Genomic DNA, 21,217 nt, shown 5'->3' on the forward strand with positions numbered 1-21,217 from the left:
CACCTCATTTCTGTCTCCATACACTTTATGAATGTAATCAATATTTGAGTCGCAAAATTCTGATTTCTTACACCTTATCATAACCTCTTTTATTATGCTTTGGTTATGCATTAATCTTATAGCGAGACTCATTGACTTTTCATGGTAAATAGCACAAAATCAAAACGTATAGAGATATGCTTAGGAGGTTTTCCTTATTATGAATACAGCGATCTATGCTCACCGTGGTGCAAGCAAAATTGCACCTGAAAATACAATGCCAGCATTTAAGCTTGCCAAAAAAATTGGGGCCGATGGTATTGAAACAGATGTTCAGCTAACAAAAGATCACATCCCTGTGCTTATCCATGATGAATCTTTAAATCGCACAACAAATGGAACAGGCTTTATTTATCAATATACATATGAAGAATTGAAAAACTTAGACACTGGCTCTTGGTTTGCTACGAAATATAAAGGCACTCAAATCGTAACACTAGAAGAATTCCTTACATGGATCAAAGATACTAAATTGAAACTAAACTTAGAATTAAAAAATAATATTGTCGATTATTCAAGTATTGAATATATCGTTCAAGAACAACTCCAACATTTTAATATGGATACCAGAACAGTTATTTCTAGCTTTAACCCAAACAGCATAAGAAGATATAACGACTTGTTTCCTGACGCCGATACTGCACTCCTGTTATCAAAACGAGTAAAGGATCCATTAGCCCGCGTTCGTGAAGTAGGCGCCAATGGATTGCATACTAAATACTCCGTGTTAACTCGTCGCTTAGTGAAAGATTGTCAAAACAACGATTTACCATTACGTATTTATACAGTAAACCGACCTTCAAGATTAATGCGTTGCTATAAGCTAAACTGTAATGGAATATTTACAGATGTTCCCCATTCTGCCATTGAGTATAAAGAACTCTACAAACATAAATATAGTCAGACTTAACAATCCGGATCATTTCATAAAACGCCGGATTTTTTCATTTTCTTCCTTGAAACCCCTTACGTAAACCCTTACATTATGTTATAATAATTATCTTTTGCAAAATTGAGCAATCAATCATAAAATATGAACTGTGATACAAGCTAAATAAGAAAAATACAGATCACGTTTACAAAACCTCACAGATTTTGCAAAAGGAGTATTGCCATGACAATTACAACACACCAAGCATTCAAAACATTAATTCATGGAGAATGGAACGAGAGCCAATCTAAGGCTACGATCGAAATCAATTCTCCTCACAAAAATGATCTTATCGGAAGTGTTCCTTCTTTATCTCAAGAAGAACTTAACGATTCCATAGAAAAAACGGTAGCAGCTCAAGATCAATGGGCTCAAACATCTCTTCAAGAGCGTGCTGAGATCTTAAATAAATGGGCAGATATTCTCGAAGAACGCCAGGAAGATATCGGCGAAACAATCATGCAGGAAGTAGCTAAAAAGAAAAGCTCAGCAGTATCAGAAGTTAGTCGAACTGCAGATTATATTCGCCATACAGTTGAAGATGCACTACGTATTCACGGAGAAGTTATGCGCGGAGATTCTTTCAAAGGTGGGTCCCCTAGCAAAATCGGTATGGTTGAAAAAGAACCACTCGGAACCATTTTAGCAATTGGTCCTTTCAACTACCCGGTAAACCTATCCGCTTCAAAAGTAGCACCAGCTCTTATGATGGGAAACTCTGTCATCTTTAAGCCTGCAACTCAAGGCGCAATTAGTGGCATTAAAATGATTGAAGCTCTTATTGATGCAGGATTACCTAAAAGCTTGGTTACTCTAGCAACAGGCCGTGGTTCAGTAATTGGCGATTATTTAGTCCAACATCCTGGTGTAGATATGATTACGTTCACTGGTGGTACTGGCACAGGTCGTCACATCGCGCAACTATCAACAATGGTTCCGCTTGTACTAGAACTAGGCGGAAAAGACCCGGCAATCGTCTTAAATGATGCTGATCTCGACAAAGCAGCTGAAGAAATTGTAGCAGGTGCCTATAGCTATAGTGGTCAGCGCTGTACAGCAATCAAGCGTGTTCTTGTGCAAGATGAAGTAGCAGACCAACTTGTTGAACGTATCACGAACAAAGTCAAAAGCTTAAAAGTTGGGATGCCAGAAGATAACGCTGTAATCACACCACTCATTAACACAAAATCGGCTGATTTCGTTCAAAGTCTAATTGATGATGCGAAGAATCAAGGAGCTTCCGTACTTGTTGGAGATAAGCGTGAAGACAACTTAATTTATCCGACATTACTTGACCACGTAACAAGCGACATGAAAGTTGCTTGGGAAGAGCCATTCGGTCCAGTTCTTCCAATCATTCGTATTTCAAATGAAAACGAAGCAATTGAACTTTCCAACCAATCTGATTACGGATTACAAGCTAGCGTCTTCACAAAAGACACAGAAAATGCAATGAAAATCGCAGACAAACTAAAAGTCGGATCAGTTCAAATTAACGCAAAAACAGAACGCGGCCCAGACCACTTCCCATTCTTAGGAGTAAAAGGATCAGGCCTCGGCGTACAAGGTATCCGCAACAGCTTGCTTTCTGTGGTTCGTGACAAGGTTAAAATTTTGAATATGTAATATATAAAGAAAGGCATGTAAACTCTGATTGAGGTTACATGCTTTTTTATGTAGGAACCATTTTTAGGGGGAAAAAGTGATCTTTAAGAAGTTATTCCATAAGTAGATAAATCACATATTATGTTATAAACCCACGCATTCGAATTACTTTTCCATCTACCTCTGGATACATCTCTTCCATTCCGTTACGTTTATAGAATGAAATAGCTTGGTGGTTATCAGGAGCTACACGTAGATGATATTCGCCTATATGGTGCTTTTTAAAAAATTCCATGGCATAATCGTGCAAAACCTTCCCATACCCTCGACCTCTTCTTTCAGGAATAAGATAATAAAGATTAATGTAACCAATCTTTTCTGCTTCAAACTCCTTCACCTGAAGTTCTAACTGACCTATAGCCTCCCCACTTTCATAAACCATCACAAATCCAGTTGGGAAATCACGAACCTTTCCGCTAACCCATTGCACATAATTCTCCTCATCGCCAAAATCTCTATCATGACCAAAACTAGCAATAAATGAACCTTTTCGAAATGCCAAAATAGTTTCCCGATGAACGCTTGTATCAATTGTATGGAAATCAAGTGGTTTAAGGGCTTTTCCTGTACTTATAGCCGTTTCGCTTATAATATAGCTAAGCTTCAATCGATTGACCCACTTTTGAGAATCACTGACTTCTTTGTTTTCTCCGTTAATATCTTTTAAGTATGCTAAACCATTCACAAGGCGCTCATTGACCTTCATACCGGCAATTCGATGCACAATCATAGGCCATTCTGCATCTGTCATTGCTGCTTCTGAATACTTTTGGATGTACCTGGAACACTCTCTTGAGAAAGCACAAGTCCCAGCCGTGATATCCATTTGTTGACCTAGTTCAAGAGAAAATATTTTATTTGTGATATTCTCTGTTTCTCTCCATTCTGTTGGATGAGAATCAAAAGCTTCTTTTGTACGACCTAGTACAAGAAAGTCGTGATTTGGAATATCTCCTATGACCTCTTTTAACTCTGTTTTATCCTTTTCAATCCATGTTAAAAGCCTGTCAAAATCACAATAATGATAGTAATGGTTATCTCCCTCTAGCCCAAACTGAATAACCTCCCTCCTAGCATGAGCCGCTCCTTTTTTAGGTATCACTTTAATATTGAAATGGCTTCGCTCTAATGCTAAGCAAAGTTCATCATTGGTTTCATTACTGATGGTTATATATAGATTTGAATACAACGCCTCCACTTCACTTTGCAACCTTCTAAACAAGGAAAGGATTTTCCCACTAGGATCATGTAAGACTGTTACTAACGCTACATTTTTCATCTAATCACCCCTTTTAATTTCTACACCATGTTTTGTTCGGAAGCTTTATACGTAGAAGTTCATCAATTAACCAGAAGAGAAAAAATATAACCATTTCCAGATAAACGAAGGTGAACCCAACATCCCACATACCATCCATATTCAAAAAGATACCCGGGTAAGAAATTATTCCAAAAACGAGAACGAATAATCCACCAGCAAAAATATGGACAAAACCAGAAAGCAAATAGCGTAGTATACCACTTATAGCATATTTTTTAGAGACCCATTCAGAAAAAGCCGACACAGGTAACCCATAGAATAATATTGCAGGAATGGTAGATAAGCTAAAAGTAAATAAAACAGCATAATAGCCCATCCCTCCACGTGGGGTGAAGAAGAAAAACAAAGCAATTGATAATAGAACAAATAAAATAGAAGCCGAACAAAATTTACGCAAAATCATTAAACCACCTCAATATACATCATAAATCTAACTTGAACTCCGATCCCCCTTGTTTCTTGACAATTACAAAAAATCCCTCCATTAAATAAAAAAGTCACAGCTCAAAAACGAAACTGTGACTTCATAATGAATTCTTATTGAGTTGTAAACTGCATTTGTACTGGTTTTTTCATTACCTTCCCATCAGGAGCTTGAATCTCTTTTACGTAGATGGTATATGACCGACCAGATTCATAGTTTCCTTTTGGAGGTTTAATTTCCACACGGTTGCCGTTAATCACAAAATCCTGTAATGCAACTTTTTGGTTCTGCTCATTTAAAACATAAATATTATCTTGATGAATTGACTCCTTATCGACGTCCGTAGCAAAAGTAACGGTCCAAGCATGATCAGTCTTTATACCTTGCTTCGATTTCATATTCGTGAAGTACTGAAGATCATGGAAAATGTCTTTTAAACTAGTGTCTTTAACAGAACAAGAATCCCCGCACTTCTGATACCAACTATATAATTCTACCGTTTGTTCTAACGATAACCCTAACTTTCTTTGGGCATTTTGTGCTTGTTTATACAGGGTTTCATTTGAGTTTGGTAACAACGCATCTTTTACAGCACCATCTACAAATAACGCCTTTTCGCGATCCTTTGTTTGTGTATTCTTATTACTAACATTACTCGCTTCTGCTGCCATCGCTAACCCGGCATGTTTGTTTCGTCTCCAAATCTCAGAGAACTGATCGGGTTTCACTTCCGTTTCACCGACGTAATAGCCAAGTTCAGGGGTAATGCCAGGCTTATCAAACACCCCATTGATCCAATCAGTATAACCCGCTCCTGAGTTTGTGTGAACCATTTGATATCCGGCTAAGGTTGCATACTTTTCAGTGATAGCGCGGTCACGCTCAAGATCAGCAGAATCAACACCAAAATTCCAGTAAAGAACTCTACCAGCTGTATGATAGGCAAGCGATAAATCAGGGTGAATAATATGTGTGATGTCGCGCATCACCTTAGCCTCTTCGGCTTCAAATGGTTTTGTTCCTTTATAGTTTCTCCAATTCGGGTCAGGATGAGCGTTATGAGCGGTTTCCCACCCAACAGGATACTGGCGATTTAAATCAATACCTTGAGCATTCGCCTTCCATCGCTTAAAGTTTGTACTTCCTTCATTCATTTGAATCAATTGTTCGTGCACACTACTAGGAAAAGCATCCAGACCAACCTGCTGAAGGGTAACACCATCTGGATTCACCATAGGAACGAACCATATGGTTGTTTTATGTAAGAGTTCTTTTACATTATAGCCACCAAGACTACTATTTGTGTTATAAGCACTTGCGTATGTATCAATCATTTTCATATTGAGCGTTGTGGTAATCCATTCACGAGCATGATGAGAGCCATTATAAAAGGCATTTGCTTTACCAAAGCCTAACTTCACTAAATATAACTCCCTATTATAAGGTGTTTCCCCAATGGAATATACTTCAACAAGATCACCATATTGCTCATCCAGTTCTACCAAATCTTCTTTCATTTTGGCATATGTATAAGTTTGGTAAGGTTGAATATTTTGCTTTGCCAGTATTTCCTGTACAGGCGTAAGAAACATAAGTGTAAATACAGTGATGATTATCGATATTCTTTTCATATGGACCTCCTAGCTGTTCTCTTATATCCGTTTCAATTAATGCTTAAACCTAACGTGAAACGAATGGTTGTTTTAAATCTATCAAAGGTCCTAGTTTTTAAACAGAAGCGAAAGTACTTACTTATTTCAAAGTTTTATAGATTTCAAAAACTATGCTCAAGATAGATGACCTATTTATTTTGAATAATAAGGAATTTATAGTGATGTAACCCTCGTCATTCATTATGTAAATGAAGCTTCTTTCAGCATCTCTTTACTTTTGACGTTCTTTTTCGATTAACCTTTTCACATTTTCTTTCGGTGCCCAACAATTAAACTTCCAAGTGGGATCTGTCTCATATCCCAATCTGGAACAAAACCGTTTCACCCCTTCTTCAGTGCGTTCTACTTTAAAATGGATACACGTTGCACAGCAGTGAAAATCCTTCAAATTCAACCCTCACTTTTACATACGAATTAGAGATTCAATCGGAACAACAACAGAAGGACTCCCCCATAAAATAATAATACTAGAAAAGCGATTAATAAGAATGGAAAACCTACTACATTTGTAATGATTGCGGATACACATGCTAATAGCCAACCACCAATTAAACTAATTAACAGTTTAATCTTATTTGTTCCAGTAACTTCACCTTCTTGAACCTCTGCAATTTTATACGCAATATACACCATAATCAGAAGCGGAATGGTAAGAAAAATGGCTTCCGTTTGAACATACATCATACACTTCTCCCCTCCTCTCACCTCTTATAATGGTAACCTTTTCCTGAAATATTGTCAGTACATTTTATTAAGATACAAGCCTATTTTTTTGTGATAAATACCCATTCATAGGCTAACGTGCATAGAATAAACTGTAATGAATGGAATCAGGAGGAGATTAAATGCATTATTTTAATCAAACATCTTATGAACCTGTAAGAACAGAATTGGATGAACGTCTTGAGCACAATGAAGAGGATCAACGTGTATTTTATGGAGGTTTCGGCCGACGTCCATACTACGGTGGATTCGGTCGACGACCATTTTATGGAGGGTATGGGTTTGGCGGTCCGTTTTTCGGCGGAGTATTAGGAGGTCTTTTAGGAAGCGCATTATACGCACCATTCTACAGACCTTATTACCCATATTATTATCCGTACTACCCTCCATATTACGGACCTTATAATCCTTATGGTTACTGGTACTAAAAATGATGTAGCGTCTCTTAGGACGCTACATCATTTTCGTTTTCTACCATACAAAAGAGCTCAGTAAAAACCAGATAATAATGAAGGTTTGAATAAATAACTTCGCTACAGTCCCACCAAGGAATCCAATTAATGCCCCAAGTGAAGACTTAAAAGCTTCTTCCATCTCACGCTTTTGGACAAGCTCGGTCATAAGGACAAGTATAAAAGGAACAATAATGACACCAAACGGCGGGAATACAAAAGATCCTGCAATAACACCTACACCAGCCATTCGCTCTCCCCATTTTGACCCACCATAGTGTTTAACTGCCTTACTGTTAATAATAATATCGGAAATTACCAATATAAACGTAAGGACAGCCATAGTTAGCCAAAACCAAAGTGATAATTCCTCTGAATTAATTCCAAACTGATACGTCAGCAACCCAATCCATAAAAATAATGGACTTGGAAGTACTGGATATATAAGACCTATGTAACTAACAATAAAACTTGCTATTATAATAATCCATAATACAAAATCCATTCCTTAAATCTCCTTTACTTTAAAGTAACTTCCACCCAACCTCTGACAGCATTTATCATCCATACTTTATTACAGTTTTTCAGATCATGTTTGTATAAGACTCGCTCTTGAATAATTCCTCTATCAAGTAACTTCTCTCTAAACGTTCCAGCTAACAACCCTGAATTCACAGGTGGGGTTAACATAGTCCCGTTCATTTCTAAAACCACATTCCCAATAATAAATTCCGTAATCTCTTCTCGTTCGTTCCATAACAATACAGAGGTTGGATTAGATAACTCCGAGGTTTTATGGTTGTTATATACAGCACGATGAGTGGTTTTATGGTAAAGGAAAGGATCAGAAGAATCCACTGCCTGTTTAGCTAATACCGCTTCCATATGCTCAATGTTATTTTTTATTTCACTTACTTGAGTTTCAATAGTGCCATCTTCGGACATTAACAAACGCACTTTATATTCCCCATGTGGATAGTCTTCAGCTATTTGGTTTAACTCCTGTTCAATAAAGTCCTTACCAAACTTATAACCGAAATACATAGCACTTTGATCTAATCTGTTCAAATGCCGACTCCCTAATGGGTAGGTTTGATTTTCTAATTTCATAGTCTCTAAAAGTTGAAAAGAAGGGCGATTTTCCGTTAATAGTTTAGCCTTTGTTTGAAGTTCTTCATATTCCCCCTTACTTGTTGAATCCCACGTCACACCGCCTCCAGTACCGTATTCCGCCTGATGGTTGTTATGATTCATCCAAACAGTACGAATCGGAACATTAAAGACCGCATCCTTTTCAGGGGTAATATAACCAATTGCACCACAATACACTTCCCTCGGTGAGGTTTCAAGTTCTGCTATGTATTCCATGGTTTTGATTTTAGGAGCACCTGTTATAGAACCACAAGGAAATAACGCCTGAAACCAATCATAAATGGACTTTTCTGTATCCACATCAGCTTGAATGGTAGAAGTCATTTGATGAACTGTAGGATACGTCTCTATTTCAAATAAACGAGGGACTTTTACCGTACCGGACTGTGCCATACGCCCAAGATCATTCCTCAAGAGATCTACAATCATCAAGTTTTCTGCACGGTTTTTTTCTGAGTGATAAAGGTCATTAGCAAGATATTCATCTTCCTCGAACCACCTTCCACGCTTTGAAGTACCTTTCATCGGCTTCGTTGTAATGATGTTCCCTTTTTTCCGGAAAAAGAGTTCTGGAGAAGCTGAAAGAATGGAGTACTCACCAATATCTAAAAACGCACAGTAAGAAGAGTTTTGATTTCGGGATAAATGCTTGTAAAAAGCAAAAGGTTCCCCTTCAAATTGAGCCCTCATTCTCGTCGTGTAATTAATCTGATACGTATCTCCTTTTTCAATGCCCTGTCGAATACGTTGCATATCGCTTTGGTATGATTCGTAATCTGTTTCAATACTCCACTCTGAAGTATTAAACATATCTTCTTTTTTTTCTGGTTCACGTTTAGCAGGCTCCTCGAATACCCCGAACCACACAAGAGGCATCTCATTTCCCTGTTTACTCACTTGATAAGCAGCATCAAACGCAGGCGCAGCTTCATAAGCTACATACCCAGCCACATAGTAGCCCTGCTTTATCGCCTTTTCTAATTCTATAAAAACATTCTCTATTTCATCTAATTGTTGCGTTTGAATCACCTTCAAAGGATCCTCAAAAAGCAAAGGATTCTTATTCCCCTTTTCATCAGCATATTCAAAATAAAGATTAGGAGACGAACTCATCTCTCCACCTTCTTTCGTATGAAATCCAAATCTTTTCCCTTCATATTAGAGAAGAAATTCTGGAGCATATGAAAGCCATGCTCAGTAAGAATCGATTCTGGATGGAATTGGATCCCTTCAATGGGATAAGTATTGTGTCGCACAGCCATCACAGCTCCATCCTCGGATCTAGCCGTAACCTTCAAGCTTGAGGGTAATGTTGTGGCAACAAGGGAATGGTATCGGGTAACTGTGGTAGGGTTTGGTATATCACGAAAGATCGTTTGACCATCATGCGTAACTTTTGCAGTCTTACCATGCACCGGCTGTTCCCCTTTTTGAACTTTTCCACCTAACCACTCTACAATCACCTGATGACCTAAACAGATCCCTAGTATCGGAATCTTTTGATAAAATTGTTCCAGAACATCTTTACTTATTCCTGATTCAGTAGGATTACCAGGTCCTGGTGAAAGAACAATAGCTTTCGGGGATAACTTTTCTATGTCTTTTACTGTCACTTGGTCATGACGAAACACAAGCACTTCCCCTGCAATTTCTGTTATATATTGATATAAATTATAAGTAAACGAATCATAATGATCGATGATGACAATCATGTGTAGCACCACTTCTCTATATAGAATCCGCTTTTCATTATAGCAAGAATTTCGATATACGGCACAATTAAGATAGGAGTATACCTTGTATGTTGTATTTATTCATTCTACTAACGCTATTTTGGCTTATAGCTTTTGTCGATGGATGGATCGGAATGAGATCTCTACATCCGTTAACAAGGCGTTCAAGACCAAAAAGGAGTTCACGATTATCTGTTATTATTGCAGCCAAAGATGAAGAACAGTCTATTCAAAACACGATTCGGTCTCTCAGTTCTCAACAAGGTGTAGAATTTGAGATCATTGCAGTTAATGATCGATCTAATGATAGAACTGGTGAAATATTAAATACCTTACAAGAGGAACTTAAACCTTTAAAAGTTATCCACGTCGAACATCTCCCTTCAGGGTGGCTTGGAAAAAACCATGCTTTACAAAAAGGATACGAAGCTTCAACTGGTGAGTATTTACTTTTCACAGATGGAGATGTGGAATTTAATCAGCATGCACTATTAAACTCTATGGCTTTTTTAGAAGAACAACAGGCTGATCATGTAACTGTAGCTACAGACCTGAAAGCAAATTCATTTTGGTTAAAAGCATTTATTGCCTACTTCTTATTTGGTTTTGGTTTCTTTAAACGTCCTTGGACGGCAAATAATGATAGGTCTAATAAAGGTGGAATGGGAATTGGTGCCTTTCAGCTTCTTTCTCAACAAGTCTATCAAGACATTGGTACACACGCGGCGTTTCCGCTAAGGCCAGATGATGATTTACATTTGGGACAGACCATTAAATCGCACGGATATAAACAAAGACTTGCTACTGGTTTTCAACAGATATCGGTAGAATGGTATCCATCATTAAAAGATGCCATAAAAGGATTAGAAAAGAACACATTTGCAGGACTTTATTACTCCTATTTCATGGCTTTATTTGCCATTATAGGTACTTTTATTTCACAGGTTTTACCTTTTTTGATCCTCATAACAAGCGATGGTTTATTACAAGCTATTGCAGCCTTCGATGTATTATTAATGGTTGGCTTATTTGCACTCACGACAAGAAAAATGTCTACCTACTCCCCTTTTCTCAGCTTCCTTTTACCAGTAACTGCTTCCATCTTCATTTACGCCACTGTTAAAGCAGTTTGGCTCACCTACAAAAGAGGCGGCATCATGTGGAGAGGAACCTTTTATTCAATAAAGGAGTTAAAGAAAAAACGAAATAAGCATCAAAGCTGAAGATCAAATGACTATATGAGAAAATAGAAAAGATTGAAGAGAGAAAGAACGAGGAGGAAGAAACCATATGAGTTCTGGATTATTTTCACCGATTACTTTCGGAAAAGTCACCTTAAAAAACCGCATAGTCATGTCACCAATGTGTATGTATTCTTGTGAACAAAAAGATGGCAAAGTGGTCCCTTTTCATTTAGCCCATTATGAAAGTCGTGCTGCTGGCCAAGCTGGATTAGTCTTTACAGAAGCTACAGCTGTATTGCCTGAGGGACGTATTTCAGAAGAGGATCTTGGTATTTGGAATGATGAACATATCGAAGGACTACAACAAATAAATGAGGGAATCCATAGACATGGTGCTCGAAGTGGAATTCAATTAGCTCATGCTGGGCGTAAAGCTGTAATTGACGGAGATATATTCGCACCAAGTTCAGTTCCTTACAAAGATGATTGGAAAGTACCTAAAGAAATGACTAAAGAAGATATTAAACGAACCATAGATGCTTTCGCTGAAGGTGCTAGAAGAGCTAAAGAAGCACATTTTGATATCATTGAACTTCATGGTGCACATGGATACTTAATTAACCAATTCCTCTCCCCTTTAACGAATAAGCGCGAAGATGAATACGGTGGAGACCGTGAAAGCCGTTTTCGTTTCTTAGATGAAATCATTGAAGCTGTAAAAACAACATGGGATGGTCCCATTTTCGTACGTATATCTGCAAATGAATATCACCCCGAAGGTAATACTATGGATGACTTTTTATACTTCGCTAGAGAAATGAAAAATCATGAGGTGAATCTCATTGACTGCAGCTCTGGAGGAGTCGTATCGGCCCGACCAAATGTCTTCCCAGGATATCAGCTTTCGTATGCTGACCAAATTCGTAATGAAGGCGACATTGCTACAGGGGCTGTCGGCATGATCACCTCAGGGATACAAGCTGAGGAGGTTATTCAAAACGAACGTGCTGATTTAATCTTTGTTGCCCGTGCCATGCTACGTAACCCGTATTGGGCAAAAGCAGCAGCTGATGAATTGGGCGTTGACCTCAATGGGCCAAAACAATATGAACGAGGTTGGATGTAAAAGATCCCCTATTTCCTTTGGATATAAACGTTATCTCTGAACAAAATAAGCATGAATGTCTAATTTGGAGGTAATGAGAATATGACACTACAAAACGAACATGAAGTACGTGAAATGTTAAAAGGGATCGAGCAAATTGAAGAAGAAGTAAGAAATGCACAAAACAGTACCGACCCTCAACAAGTTGAAAAGGCTCAAAACGGGATAAAAGAGCTACAGAGTTTGGTTGCAGATGCGCAAGGAAAAGCTACAAAAGGAAATGATCAATCGAATGTGCAATTATTTGAAGCTCAACAACAATTAGAACAATACCAACAGCAGATGGAACGTACGCAAAGAAACCTTTCTGCTCAAAACGATCAAGTACAGTAAAACATAATAAGATCCCTTTCCTAATGCACAGGAAAGGGATCTTATTTTTAATTACATAGAAACATTCTGATCATTATACATGGAATTCGCTACTTTTAATAAATCTTGTTTCGTGTAAGGTAATTCTTTCTCAGGAGTGTAAGTCATTAGCTTAATCGTATAATATCCATTATGTTGTTTATCTGGCCACTCCAATACTTTCCCAAACTTATTCGTGTTATATAGCGCTGATCGTTCACCATGTATTTTGGTATTCGAAGGAATTTTACTACCTGAGAACTCTCCATTCATCACATGAAGATTCAAAGAGCCATTAGAAAAAATCAATTCAACTTCTTTCTTTTTCCCTGGATACACTATTGCCTCTACACTTTGCACCTCAAATGGTATATATTTTGGAACAATGATACGTTCTAAATCTTCTTCCGGTATATTTTTTAGGGCTTGTTCAACCTGAGGATAATCACGCATTAGCGTATGTATATCAGTTGAATTTGCTTCTTTTTGTGGACCACAAGCAGTTACAACCATGATCATGAATATGGCTAAGAATAATAGATTTTTCATTGTTTCCCAACTTTCATTAAAGGCTTCTACCTATTGGACGACAAATAGAGATAAAATGTTACACATTCGTACAACTTAATTGGTAATTTCTTAAAAATAATTAAAGAAAAATTATTGCCCGCATTAAAATAAAGGTGCCTCAAGGAATTGAGACACCCTTATAATTTGAAGATTATTCTTCGAAGAATGTTTCTTCTTCTGTTGGGCCAGCTTCAGCACGTCGTTGTACTTGAGTTAAACGTAAAACAAAGTCAATTGCCATTTTCTCAGTAATTTTGTTGAATTGTCCCCAAGTATTAAAGTTCTCTGTGAAATCTCTTTGACTTACTCGTGCTCTTAGTAATTTACATTCTACAGGCTCATTAAGGTTCTCAAACGTGATAGAGCCGAATTCGCAACGATCTGCCCCCATACCTTTATCATCTGTCACTCTAATTTCTTGGATTTGGTTACTCTTTTGGCTATTTGCAATCAGAACGGTATTTAAATCAGGTAATGTTATTCTTTCATAACATTTAAAAGGAACATTTACGCTATAGTCTTTCACATAACCTTCAGGGCCTTCTGAATACTGAATGTTTTTGTGTACATACCCTTCAACATAAACATCTAAAATGTTCGTTTGGTTTGCTACTTCTAGGGATGGGTTCTCAATAGGGATTACCTGACATTGAGTTAGATGCACATTTTTTCTAATGTGTTTAATATCATTTGCATAAGTCGGAAGTTTAATGTCCGCTTCAACTCTTGCTGAAATATTAGCATCCGTTAACGCTACAGTACGCTCAAAATTTCGAGGGTCAATATATTGGAGTTCATCAACATTACAAAAAGTATCATGAGTTTTTGCTTTATCGACACCCATCATTGGAGGACAATGTCCGTTCTTGCTTCCGCCACATCTTCCTGTGTTCTTCTTCATCCAATTCACTCCTATAAATTTTATTGTCGAAATATATAAAACCCTATACACACATTTTTAACGTGATGTAAAAAGGCTTTATTATTTCTGACTTACTATTTGTATATGCGTGATGTTCACTATAGGAGTGGACAAATGTAGTATGGCATTTCAATCATTTTTCAGTGCTATTATCATATAAACGAACTGGAAAAAGTATCGGAATGGTAATCAGAGGTTTATTTATACATACTTAAAGGGTGCCTTAAAGTCCAGACACCCCTTACAACTTTTAATTTAAATAGGAAGATACTGATTCTGACTTAATTCTATCAAAAGTGTTACTGCCCCATTTAATTGTAGATGTTTAGGTTGATTCTCCCTATCTACATCATAATGCCACAAACATTGAATATCTTTTAAATCATGGGCAATCTCATGAGCTAGCTTTTGATAAGATTCTAAGTGCATGCTATGACTATTTCCATCAAACGTGTATTCTTTTTCATACTCTTCAGCTTTTTCTGGTGTTGTCATCCAGATAACATCTACACTTTTTTCCCACTCAATTGGGAATTGAATAGATTGGATTGATTTTTTGGTATCTTGCCCTTCAAACTCTACTTCTACTACTAAGATTCCTTTAAAAAAGACGGTTGATGATGGTAAAAGCACCTTACTCTTTAAAGAAGAAATGGACCATCTTATTTTCTTAATAATAGAAATCGGTGTGTGTAATTCTATTTCTTTTAAAATATCAACCTCTAGCTTTACATTTGCAAGGGTTACTGGAAGTTTGACAATAACTGAAGGATCTTCTAAATAACGATCTTCAGCATGGTATTCATTTATTTTCTCTTCTTCTTGCTCTTCTTCCTCTACGCTCTCTTCATCATCTATATCCATTACATGATCAGATTCATCTGAACAATATACATTCATAAGAAATTCTAAAAATCGATCTAATGGAAATGATCTATTATCTTCAATCTCATCGAAGTATTCAATCACATCCTCCATAAATTGTAAGGATGTTTCATCTTCATCATCCGTTTCTTCAAGAATTGAGAGCATTTCTTGTTGAAGAGATTCGTTGTGATCAATTTCTTCTTCATCGCTTTGATCAAAATCCTCTGATTCTTCATCTGTTGAATCTTCCTCAACATTTGTCTCTATCTCTGGTTCAGGCTTTTCAAGTTCATGATCTCCTAGCTCAAGTGAAGAGCCCTCTTCTAACATAGATGTAAATTCTTCTTGAAAGGGAGTTCCTTCCTGGATTTCATCATTTTGATCTTCTTCATTATTTCCTTCATCTGTATATTCTTCACTTTGCTCCTCGGCTGAATCTTCCTCTAATATCGATGTAAAATCGTTATGAAATGATTCTTCTTCAATCTCCTCATCTTCATACACTTCATTTATAGAATCATTATTCTTATCACTTTCATCTGAAGAATCGTCGATGGTAGCTTCTTCTAAGTTTACATCTGTTTTTTCTTCTTCATCGTGAACAGATTGTTCGTTATCTAACATAGTTGTGAATTCATTTACAAATGGATTCTCTTGTTCTAAGCTCCCATCTTGAAAAGGGTTAGGAGCTGCGAAGTTTTCGTTCTGGTCCTGGTAATCTTCAACTCTCTCTTCTTCGAAACTGTTATCATCCTCTTCATCATCTATTTCACTTCCTGAGTACTCCTCTAACATTGCAGTGAATTCATTTATAAAAGGATTTCTCTTATTTCTCCGTTCAACATGATCAGATCTTGTAGAAAAGCTCTCTTCTTCAGTTTCCTCTTCATTTTCTTCCTTTCCCTCATCCTGCTCTTGTTCTTGCCATAATGACGTTTCCATATCATCCATGGATCCAGAGTAGGATAGAGAGGGGATATCAAGCATGCTTGAGAACTCATCAATAAATGATGAAACTCTTTCCTCACTTGACTCAACTTCACTGTCACTTGATACGAATGGCTCATTCTTATACTCTTTATCAACAACCTCGGGTGGTGAAAAGAGTGTTGGCTTTGTTTCAGAATCTAACCTGTTCGGAAAATTCGTTCTTCTCTTGTTCATATGGTTAGATTCATTCCCAACTCGACTACTTCTACGGAAAGGGTTAATCTTTTTAAACTCAGAGTATTTATTCTCCATCTTTTTCGGGAAGGTCCTATTCAAGAAGCTCCCTCTCCCATCCCTCCTCACTCATGAATATTTGAAAGCTTTCGATCAATCACAATCATCATGACAATCATGATCGTGGTGAGATGAAATATGAACCTGTTGGTTTTGTAGGACCTTAATACAAATATCCACGACCATTTTTTCCTCTATCTTATTGAAATAGCCTTCTCCAAGTGGTGATTCTCCTGGTAATGAAACACGGTCAATTGCTTCATCCCATTCGATAATCTTACTTGAGATTAACTCACAAAATGGCAATTCATTATAAAATTGACTGCTCTCCTGATGGAATTGTGAAAGATCATTCATTAATAATTCATCTTTCTCTGGATATCCCGTACCCAATGGCTTAGAAACCATAAAATCAAATTCCTGTCTGTTATTAACTTCAGGCATTACTGGCATAGAAAGATACTTCTTCACTTCTGTTACACAGTCAAAAGGAATATCTACTGTGTATGAATGAAGGTCTGATGCTACTGATTTTGAAGTATTGTTTTCTATGTCCGTACAAGGACTTGCATATTGGATATTTTTTCGAACAAACCCTTTTACAAATAATTTATTTGACGGAAGTAGTAAACGACACTGAGTTAGTTTTACTTGCTTTTTAATATCTTTTATTTCTAAAACTGGTTCTGGAAATTTTATTTTGGCATCTAATTTCATTTGTAAGTTTAACTGAGCCAGCACTACAGGAATCTTCGAGAAAACTTTCCCCCTTGAACAATGTGGATCCTGGTGATGTGAATCACATTCGTATAAATTTGATGAGACTTCAAAATTGTTGTTTTTGTGGTTAGTATTTTCGGACATATTGGGTTCCTCCCTAAACAAGATAGTGTATCCTATGCAGGTTACCTGTCTATGTTCTGGGCGATTGTCACATAAGTTCGATTGATGCTTGGATATTCACCTAGCTTCAAAGGATTTGGTGAATATTTTATTACAAATAAAAAAAGCATTAGTGTTCTCTAATTATGAGAGCACTAATGCTTTCCTGTATTCAATCGATTTAAAGCGTTTAGAGTGAGTTAACACGTACTTGTTGCTTCTGTAATACTTTAATTCTAAATCTAATCATCATTTTTTCTACAACATTATGGAAGTAGCCTTCTTTAACCGGGCTATCTCCTGTAGTGCGTCGATCAGTAGCTTCATCCCAGGCAATTACATCACTTGAAATAAGTTCACAGAAAGGAAATTCATTGTAACTCTGTGACTCCATAAAGTGAAATTGAGAAAGATCAGAAGAAAGGTATTTATCCTTTTCTGGGAAGCCAGTTCCTAGATCTTGTGCTCTGAAGAAGCTAAATTCTTCATTATCACTTGATATTGGTCTCACCACGTTCTCAACAGTAACCATTGTTGTACAAGAAAACGGAACTCTAACCGTCTTGGATTTTACGTCAGAGTTTACACAATCTCTAGACGTTCCAGGTACGGGTGTTTCATATTGAATGTTTTTACGAACAAAGCCTTTTAAAAATAATGGGAATTCTCCACTAGCATAAGGATCGCTACTAACAGCATTTGTCATAAGTCTACATTGCACAATTTCTACAGTATGCTTTACTTTTTTGATCTCTTGTACTGGATCATGAAAATGAATGTTAGCACTTAAATTTGTTGTAACATCGAATTCTCCTAATACCACAGGGACTTTAACAATTGGAGTTTGCCCTCCAGGATAAATAACTCGGTCACCAACAACTGGGGTATTTTCACACTCACCAAGTGAAGCTGTTTCACTTACTTCTATACAATCTGTTCTTTCATTAATGTGATTGTCGCTCACTATAAATTCCTCCTTAGTATTGTAGTACACTTTTATACTATGCAAAACACCCTTACAAGCATGGACGAAACCATCAAGATAAATGCGGAAATTTACTAGAACCATAGGTATAAGTATAGGAGACAAACCTTAATAGAATTAAAAAAAGTTAACTAGGTACTAGCACAGATTGACCCACTGGGCACATAGTATTTAACGTGAGGAGGAGAGTATATGGAAAATAAAAATTTACTTGCTGCCGATATCGGCAACAGTTGGTACAAAGTACTTGCGTCAGATCAAGGTGAATTATCGGAATACAAAATGCCGAATGCGATTGCGTTGTTCGACGAAGAATTTCATGAAAAACCTTATGATGAGGAGGAAATGGAGCTTGAAGATAATTTAATCGTTGAGGTTAAAAGTCATGCTATCGTCGATAAAAGAGAAATTTTTTATATTGGTAAATCTGCAACGAGGCAAAAGAATGTCAGTCTAACATCTTTTAATAACCAAAAAGTAGATGAAATTCGAACTTACATTTTACTATTTGGAATCTCAGCCTATCATGCTATTCTAGCTAATCCAGATGAAACAGAACTTGATTATCAGATCGACCAATTAGCTGTGTCCTTACCTACTACTCAATATAAGGAAAAGAAGGAATCCATTAAACAACGCTTAACGGGTACACATACGATTATTTTTCATAAGGTCCCTGGAGTAGATGAGCCTAAGGAAATAGCGGTGAATTTACATGTTAATGATGTCATCGTTGGTGCTGAAGGTGCATGTGCGTATTTAGGAATGACGCGTAACCTTGAAAGTCTTGAAATAAAAGATAGCGACCTTTATAGAGACTCAAAGAAAGGAATAATCATCGGAGATTTAGGTGGAGATTCTGTTGATTTCGTAGGCATAAAAAATAATAAACCTGTTGCATCCGTAGAGGGTGAGCCTTTCGGAATTAATCAATTCTTAGATAATATCATCCAAAAAGTTAGCAAAAATGAATTATATAAATTTGATTCGCGCTCTGAACTTGAAGAAAAACTTGCTGCAGGTCAATCGGAGTGGTACGTTGAGCCATTCGCTGGTGTAAGAAAGGATATAAGCAAATACATTATTCCTCAATTAAAGTTAATGGCGATCAAGTACCTCGAACTGTTTGATCGAGTTCGAAGCAGTTCTAGTGAAATAAAAGGAGCAGTACGTTACATTGCGGTTGGTGGTGCTGCTAGTCTAGCTAAGAGGCAAATTCAAGAAGCAGCTGTAAAGTGGGCAGAACGAGGCCGTCCTATTGAATTATACTTCCCAGAAGATATGGATACACTAAATGTTCACGGCTTATTAATTTTAGCCAAAATGAACCAATTGAAACTAGAAAAGCAGACCAACTCTGAATACGTACTCACTAATAGTTAGTGGGGGCTGAATATGTCAAAAAATTATATTGATTATACAAATAAAACGGTCTTATCGATCCCTGACCACTTTATTCATGTTAAGACAGGGGAAACGCAGCAGGTTTCTAGATCTGTCGAAAATCAAATTCGGTACCACACGAACAATAATACGCTAAGTCATTTGATCTTTTCTGCACTAAGTGATTATGTAAATAGCTCTCATAAACCTACTGAAATTCACGGATCTAATGATGTCCTAAGTGAGTTATTGGAAATTAAAAAAATGCTACGACAAGGAAACTTTAACTCAAAGGTCACACAACAAAACAGCTCCAATCATTTTATACAAGAAAAAGACTTAGATATAAAAGAATTAGAAGATGTCCTCGAGGCATTTGGTGGATAGACTATGTAGATAAGGTGAACGGATCACGTTCACCTTTTTCTATGAAATGAAAGAAGCTACTCTAACAATCTAACTTTACAGCTGGTAGGCATGTGATCGCACAGAAACAAGATAAATCTACATTGATGCAGATCCCTGTACCAATTAAATCATCTACACACTTGTGATCGATTTGATCACAAGGGGAATGCAAGTCTTTTTCCTTGGAAGCATTCTTATGGTCCCCTTTGAATGTTAGCAGTTCAAGGACAGCACATTTCTTATCAAGATCCTTAACTTTAAAAACAAATGTCTCTACACATTTAAACTTACTATGCTTCGAGTGACAACGATACTTCGTCACACCGCTCCCTTTAAAAGGTTTGCAGTCACAGTAAAGAATAAATGGAATGGTGTCTTTTTTAGACTTCTTTTCTTCATGTAGTAGATCATCAATTGAATGCTGACAAGAAGTTTTACAACAATCATCTTTTTTCACTTTTTTCTGAGCTTCTAAAATACCCTCTAATACATCTTCTACACAATTTTCATAATGTTTTCCATGTGGTGGTTTATAATAATCTTTGTGGTCACCATCATGTTTTTCATGATAATCATAGTCATGATCGAAATAATCTTTATGCTTACTACACCCCATTCAGTTTCACTCCTTTTATATTTACTAAAATATCTTACGTAAAAGTGACAATGTTTGTTTAACGACTTCGCCCAGATATGAGTGTAAATACAAAAAAAGGCTATCAATAAAATTTAATAGTCGTAATCCTTATACAAGGTATTCTCTTCTGCTTCTTCTTTCTTGCATTTTTCCTATACAAGGCTTATAATTCGTTTAAAAATTTAAACCGATAAACCGAGGAAGGGTACATAGAATGTCTGATCAATTTGAAGAGTTATTACGGTTAAACACCGCCACTTTCCATGCCCTTGGTGATACAGCTCGACAAGATATACTTTTGTTACTCGAGAAGCACAAACAATTGAATGTTACGGAGATTGCTGAACACTCTCCCCTCTCTCGTCCAGCTGTTTCCCATCATCTAAAGATACTAAGGGAAGCTGGAATTGTATCTACGATTAAACAAGGAACTAAACGGTATTATTATGTATCAATAGAGTCTAATATCGACTTATTAAAAAAGTTAATTAATGAAATTGAGGCATGCATAAAATAGGAGGCTCAA

The 21,217-nt window shown here is 36.9% G+C and carries 22 protein-coding genes; 9 read left to right on the plus strand and 13 right to left on the minus strand.

Features of this window, described 5'->3' with window-relative positions:
• Positions 1-199: 199 nt before the first annotated feature.
• Positions 200-949: a glycerophosphodiester phosphodiesterase gene (locus H514_RS22535; RefSeq protein WP_036842513.1), complete on the plus strand. Its 750-nt coding sequence runs from the start codon at positions 200-202 to the stop codon at positions 947-949.
• A gap of 210 nt (positions 950-1,159) precedes the next feature.
• On the plus strand, positions 1,160-2,596 hold the full coding sequence (locus tag H514_RS0105375) for an NADP-dependent glyceraldehyde-3-phosphate dehydrogenase (protein WP_027446043.1): 1,437 nt from the start codon (positions 1,160-1,162) through the stop codon (positions 2,594-2,596).
• 118 nt (positions 2,597-2,714) lie between these two features.
• On the opposite strand, the gene H514_RS25165 is transcribed toward H514_RS0105375, so the two are convergent.
• The 4 genes from H514_RS25165 to H514_RS0105395 form a co-directional block, all read right to left on the minus strand.
• Positions 2,715-3,914 (minus strand): GNAT family N-acetyltransferase, encoded by a 1,200-nt coding sequence (locus H514_RS25165; protein WP_051255040.1) that lies wholly within the window; start codon positions 3,912-3,914, stop codon positions 2,715-2,717.
• A 13-nt stretch (positions 3,915-3,927) separates the two neighbouring features.
• Complete coding sequence (locus H514_RS0105385; RefSeq protein ID WP_154657331.1) at positions 3,928-4,353, minus strand: hypothetical protein; 426 nt, start codon at positions 4,351-4,353, stop codon at positions 3,928-3,930.
• Positions 4,354-4,493: 140 nt separating this feature from the next.
• Entirely contained in the window at positions 4,494-6,011 is a 1,518-nt protein-coding gene (locus tag H514_RS23910; protein WP_051255041.1) for a M14 family metallopeptidase, read from the minus strand.
• A 456-nt stretch (positions 6,012-6,467) separates the two neighbouring features.
• On the minus strand, positions 6,468-6,737 hold the full coding sequence (locus H514_RS0105395; protein WP_027446045.1) for a hypothetical protein: 270 nt from the start codon (positions 6,735-6,737) through the stop codon (positions 6,468-6,470).
• 161 nt (positions 6,738-6,898) lie between these two features.
• Between H514_RS0105395 and H514_RS0105400 the strand changes: the two genes are divergently transcribed.
• Positions 6,899-7,204, plus strand: a complete 306-nt coding sequence (locus H514_RS0105400) for a hypothetical protein (RefSeq protein WP_197063093.1) — start codon at positions 6,899-6,901, stop codon at positions 7,202-7,204.
• 43 nt (positions 7,205-7,247) lie between these two features.
• Here H514_RS0105400 and H514_RS0105405 read toward each other — a convergent pair whose 3' ends face one another.
• From H514_RS0105405 to H514_RS24575, 3 genes are read right to left on the minus strand one after another with little or no spacing between them, the layout of a single operon-like run.
• A complete protein-coding gene (locus H514_RS0105405) occupies positions 7,248-7,733 on the minus strand; it encodes a DUF456 domain-containing protein (protein ID WP_027446047.1) in 486 nt (161 codons plus the stop codon).
• Between the two features lie 14 nt (positions 7,734-7,747).
• Positions 7,748-9,493, minus strand: coding sequence for an aminodeoxychorismate synthase component I (gene pabB, locus H514_RS0105410; RefSeq protein ID WP_027446048.1), 1,746 nt, complete (start codon positions 9,491-9,493; stop codon positions 7,748-7,750).
• Positions 9,490-10,092 (minus strand): anthranilate synthase component II, encoded by a 603-nt coding sequence (locus tag H514_RS24575; RefSeq protein WP_051255042.1) that lies wholly within the window; start codon positions 10,090-10,092, stop codon positions 9,490-9,492. Before H514_RS24575 ends, pabB begins: the two co-directional genes overlap by 4 nt.
• 89 nt (positions 10,093-10,181) lie before the next feature.
• Between H514_RS24575 and H514_RS0105420 the strand changes: the two genes are divergently transcribed.
• The 3 genes from H514_RS0105420 (at position 10,182) to H514_RS0105430 (ending at position 12,795) form a co-directional block, all read left to right on the plus strand.
• The gene (locus tag H514_RS0105420) at positions 10,182-11,336 is read left to right on the plus strand and encodes a glycosyltransferase family 2 protein (protein WP_027446049.1); all 1,155 of its coding nucleotides are present in this window, start codon (positions 10,182-10,184) and stop codon (positions 11,334-11,336) included.
• A 67-nt stretch (positions 11,337-11,403) separates the two neighbouring features.
• Complete coding sequence (gene namA, locus H514_RS0105425) at positions 11,404-12,423, plus strand: NADPH dehydrogenase NamA (RefSeq protein ID WP_027446050.1); 1,020 nt, start codon at positions 11,404-11,406, stop codon at positions 12,421-12,423.
• A gap of 81 nt (positions 12,424-12,504) precedes the next feature.
• The gene (locus H514_RS0105430; protein ID WP_027446051.1) at positions 12,505-12,795 is read left to right on the plus strand and encodes a hypothetical protein; all 291 of its coding nucleotides are present in this window, start codon (positions 12,505-12,507) and stop codon (positions 12,793-12,795) included.
• Between the two features lie 51 nt (positions 12,796-12,846).
• Here H514_RS0105430 and H514_RS0105435 read toward each other — a convergent pair whose 3' ends face one another.
• The 5 genes from H514_RS0105435 to H514_RS0105455 form a co-directional block, all read right to left on the minus strand.
• On the minus strand, positions 12,847-13,362 hold the full coding sequence (locus tag H514_RS0105435; protein WP_027446052.1) for a hypothetical protein: 516 nt from the start codon (positions 13,360-13,362) through the stop codon (positions 12,847-12,849).
• A gap of 172 nt (positions 13,363-13,534) precedes the next feature.
• Positions 13,535-14,284 carry a CsxC family protein gene (locus H514_RS0105440; protein ID WP_027446053.1) on the minus strand — a complete coding sequence of 250 codons (750 nt, stop codon included), beginning with the start codon at positions 14,282-14,284 and terminating at the stop codon, positions 13,535-13,537.
• A gap of 276 nt (positions 14,285-14,560) precedes the next feature.
• Entirely contained in the window at positions 14,561-16,438 is a 1,878-nt protein-coding gene (locus H514_RS0105445; protein ID WP_027446054.1) for a hypothetical protein, read from the minus strand.
• 51 nt (positions 16,439-16,489) lie between these two features.
• Entirely contained in the window at positions 16,490-17,260 is a 771-nt protein-coding gene (locus H514_RS0105450) for a CsxC family protein (protein ID WP_027446055.1), read from the minus strand.
• Positions 17,261-17,468: 208 nt separating this feature from the next.
• Positions 17,469-18,242 (minus strand): CsxC family protein, encoded by a 774-nt coding sequence (locus tag H514_RS0105455; protein WP_036842509.1) that lies wholly within the window; start codon positions 18,240-18,242, stop codon positions 17,469-17,471.
• A 213-nt stretch (positions 18,243-18,455) separates the two neighbouring features.
• On the opposite strand from H514_RS0105455, the gene H514_RS0105460 reads away from it, so the two are divergent.
• On the plus strand, positions 18,456-19,646 hold the full coding sequence (locus tag H514_RS0105460; protein ID WP_027446057.1) for a ParM/StbA family protein: 1,191 nt from the start codon (positions 18,456-18,458) through the stop codon (positions 19,644-19,646).
• 12 nt (positions 19,647-19,658) lie between these two features.
• A complete protein-coding gene (locus tag H514_RS0105465) occupies positions 19,659-20,033 on the plus strand; it encodes a hypothetical protein (RefSeq protein WP_027446058.1) in 375 nt (124 codons plus the stop codon).
• Between the two features lie 61 nt (positions 20,034-20,094).
• Here the strand turns inward: H514_RS0105465 and H514_RS0105470 are convergent, their stop codons facing one another.
• Entirely contained in the window at positions 20,095-20,670 is a 576-nt protein-coding gene (locus H514_RS0105470) for a CotY/CotZ family spore coat protein (RefSeq protein ID WP_027446059.1), read from the minus strand.
• Between the two features lie 235 nt (positions 20,671-20,905).
• On the opposite strand from H514_RS0105470, the gene H514_RS0105475 reads away from it, so the two are divergent.
• Complete coding sequence (locus tag H514_RS0105475) at positions 20,906-21,208, plus strand: ArsR/SmtB family transcription factor (RefSeq protein ID WP_027446060.1); 303 nt, start codon at positions 20,906-20,908, stop codon at positions 21,206-21,208.
• Positions 21,209-21,217 lie beyond the last annotated feature (9 nt).

Origin of the sequence: Pontibacillus marinus BH030004 = DSM 16465, assembly GCF_000425225.1 — a bacterium.
Taxonomy (GTDB): Bacteria; Bacillota; Bacilli; order Bacillales; family BH030062; genus Pontibacillus; species Pontibacillus marinus.